Origin of the sequence: Microcoleus sp. PH2017_05_CCC_O_A (assembly GCF_020738785.1) — a bacterium.
In the GTDB taxonomy this organism is placed as follows: domain Bacteria; phylum Cyanobacteriota; class Cyanobacteriia; order Cyanobacteriales; family Microcoleaceae; genus Microcoleus.
In genome coordinates this window covers 1-3213 of record NZ_JAEQCB010000277.1, presented here as the reverse complement: position 1 = coordinate 3213, position 3213 = coordinate 1, and the positions used below count along the sequence as shown (strand labels likewise).

3 protein-coding genes are annotated in these 3213 nt (G+C 41.1%); all 3 read left to right on the top strand.

The window, feature by feature from the left end:
* A partial coding sequence (locus tag JGK20_RS33660) for a methyl-accepting chemotaxis protein (RefSeq protein ID WP_293233743.1) occupies positions 1 to 967 on the top strand: 967 nt, incomplete at its 5' end.
* A 71-nt stretch (positions 968 to 1038) separates the two neighbouring features.
* Positions 1039 to 2922: a methyl-accepting chemotaxis protein gene (locus tag JGK20_RS33655; protein ID WP_293181616.1), complete on the top strand. Its 1884-nt coding sequence runs from the start codon at positions 1039 to 1041 to the stop codon at positions 2920 to 2922.
* 59 nt (positions 2923 to 2981) lie between these two features.
* The coding region (locus JGK20_RS33650; RefSeq protein ID WP_293233741.1) for a hypothetical protein at positions 2982 to 3213 on the top strand (232 nt) is incomplete at its 3' end.

Genomic DNA, 3213 nt, shown 5'->3' with positions numbered 1-3213 from the left:
ATTGGGCTGGAGCGTGATTATTGCTAACGATACAAAAAATGTATTTGCTCCCCAACAAGAGTTACTGTATACTTTGATGTCAGGAGTTGGGTTCACTGCTGCTGTTGTTAGCGCGATCGCAATTTTTTTAGCTAGTCGAACTACTCGCTCGGTTAATCACATTGTACGGGCGATCGCCTCTTCTTCGTCCCAAATTGCTGTCACCATCGAACAGCAGAAGCGCATCGCCAGCCAACAACTATCTGCTGTCGATCGCACTGCGACTACAATGAACGAATTGAGCGAATCAAGCAAAGCTTGTGCCTCCGAAGCCGAAGCTGCCGCTTTTGGGGCAGTCCAAGCTCTTAAACTTGCAGCAGGAGGCAGTCAAGCAGTAGATAATACCTTGAAAGAAATGGCAACTTTGACAGAAAATGTCGGAGCAATTCAAAAACAAATTTTGCATTTAAGCGAGCAAACCGATCGCATTGGCAATATATCCAGTTTAGTCAGCGATTTAGCCAACCAAACAAATATGCTCGCCCTTAACGCTGCTGTCGAAGCAGTTAGAGCCGGTGAAAGCGGTAAAGGATTTGCTGTTGTTGCTAGCGAGATTCGCAAATTAGCCGATCGCAGCAAGGAATCTGCTAGCAACATCAATGCTTTAGTTGCAGAAATCCAGAAAGCTATTACTTTGACAGCAACAGTGACGGATGACGGCACAAAAACTGTAGAAAATGGAGTAAAAATTGCCCGAAAAACCGCAGACGCATTTGCTGGGGTTGCCAGGGCGATCGATCGCATTGCTGCAAACAGCAAACAAATTTCCGTCACATCGAAAAACCAGGCAATCGCCATTCAGGATGTAGTTGAATCCGTCAACTCTCTTCACCTCGCCACTCAAGAAACTGCCGCCAGTATTTCTCAAGTCAAACTCGGCATTGTTCAACTAAACCAAGCAGCCCAAAATCTCAAATCAGCAGTGTAGTTGAAGGAAGTAAGATTTATTTATTACTGATTAGCGATTATCGATTACCAATTAGCAATTAGCCACTCCCCATGATTAATAAATTTTTCAGAAAAATTCAAAACCGACTGCTACTGCTTTTAATTTTAAGTACCTTGATTCCAGTATCTCTTGTTGGCTGGTATGGAATTTCCTCTTCCGAAGCAGCACTCCAAACCTTAGCCTTAACTAATCTTACTGAAAGTGTCACATCCAGCGGAGAGCAAATAGTCAACAAACTAGAAAATATCAGTTACGATGTTTTATTCTTCAGCAAATCTCCTGCTCTTCAAGGAATAATTAAAGCTAGAGATGGAAATGGAGCAGACAAAGAAACTAATTCAACTTATCAAAATTGGGTCGATCGAATGCAAATCACATTTGCATCAATGATGGCAATTAAGCAATCTTATATGCAATTGCGTTATATAGATGAGAATGGCAACGAACTCGTGCGCGTAAATTCTGACGGCCAAACGCTCAAAATAGTTCCAACTTCAGAACTACAAAATCAGGCTCATAGGGATTACTTTTACTTAACTATGAAGCTAAAACCGGGCGAAATTTATGTGTCTCAATTCAATCTCAATCAGGAGCGCGGTAAAATAGAAATTCCTTACAAGCCAACCATTCGTCACGCCACTCCTGTTTTTAATACCAAAGGAGAAAGAAAAGGCATTTTGATTGCCAATTCTTTGGGAAAGAATCTGATTGATATAGTTAAAAACATGAATCATGATAATTCAGAGAAAGGTTTTATGTTAAATCAAGATGGTAGCTACATCTACCATCCCACTTCTAAAAAAGAATGGGGTTATGAAACAAAAACGAATGAAAATGTCCAAAAAGATTATGTGGCAGAGGTAGTGACACAAATACTTTCTGGTGGCAAAGGCAATATTGACCTCGGCGATCGAGTGATTAGCTATGATACAGTTTTTCTGAGTAAAGAAAACAACAACAAATTCATTGTGATTGTGAATCAAGCACCTAAATATTCGCTGTTTGCTTCTATTTTTGTTCTTAAAAAAATAGCTACTATTATTGCTGTATTGTCCCTGGGTACTGTTCTGGGATTAGGATTTTTGGTGCTGCGACAACTAATTAAGCTGATTCGAGGATTGATCTATCAAATATCGTCATTCTCTATGCAAATATTATCTAATATGAATGAGCAAGAGCAAGTCGTCGGCCAGCAATTTCTCTCAGTCAATGAAACAACTGCAACCTTAGAACAATTGGGCATATCTTCTCGGGAGACAGCCGAGCAAGCTGAGGCTGTTGCCGTCGCCGCTCGCCAAGCTTTAACCCTCGCGCAAGAAGGAACTCAAAAAGTTGAAGAAACTCTCAATCAAATGCTGAGTCTTAGACAAGCTGTGGCAGCAATTTCTCAGCAAAATCAGCGCCTGGGGGATAGCACAAGTCAGATTGGCAATATCTCGACTTTGGCAAATTTAGTTAGCGATTTAGCCACTCAGACAAATATGCTGGCTCTTAACGCGGCTGTGGAAGCTGTCAGGGCTGGTGAGTATGGCAAAGGTTTTGCGGTGGTAGCCAGCGAGATCCGTAAATTAGCAGATGAAAGCCAACAAGCCGCGCAAAAGATTAATGGTATTATTCCAGAAATTAAGGGCGCGATCGACTCGACGGTGAAAGCAACGGAAGAAAGCCGCAAAACAGTCGCGGCAGGGGTGAAAACAGCGCAGGATACAGCAGAAGCTTTTACGGGGGTTCGGGAAGCTTGCAATCTGGTGTTTGCTAGCAATCAACAAATTTCTTTGAATATTAAACAGCAGGCGATCGCGATCGGGCAAGTAGGTGATGAAATGAACTCTCTCAACCGCACTGCATCTCAAACTATCAGCGGCATTACTCAAGTCAAAGTAGGCACTCAAAAACTTAATGAAGCTGCTTTAACTCTTAAGTCTATAGTGTAAGAAGGAAGTTAGGCAACGGATTGTGTAACGGATGTCAAGGATAAAATTACCGATTACCGATGACTAATTACCGATGGATGACCAATTACCAATTCCTAATTCCTAATTACCAATTACCAATTCCCAATTACCAATTACCAATTACCAATTACCAATTACCAATTACCAATTCCCAATTACCAATTCCCAATTCCCAATTACCAATTACCAATTACCAATTACCAATTACCAATTACCAATTACCAATTACCAATTACCAATTACCAATTACCAATTACCAATTACCAATTA

Coding starts and splice junctions, on each gene's coding strand:
- JGK20_RS33655 (WP_293181616.1), top strand. CDS start 1,039: ATGATTAATAAATTTTTCAGAAAAATTCAAAACCGACTGCTACTGCTT.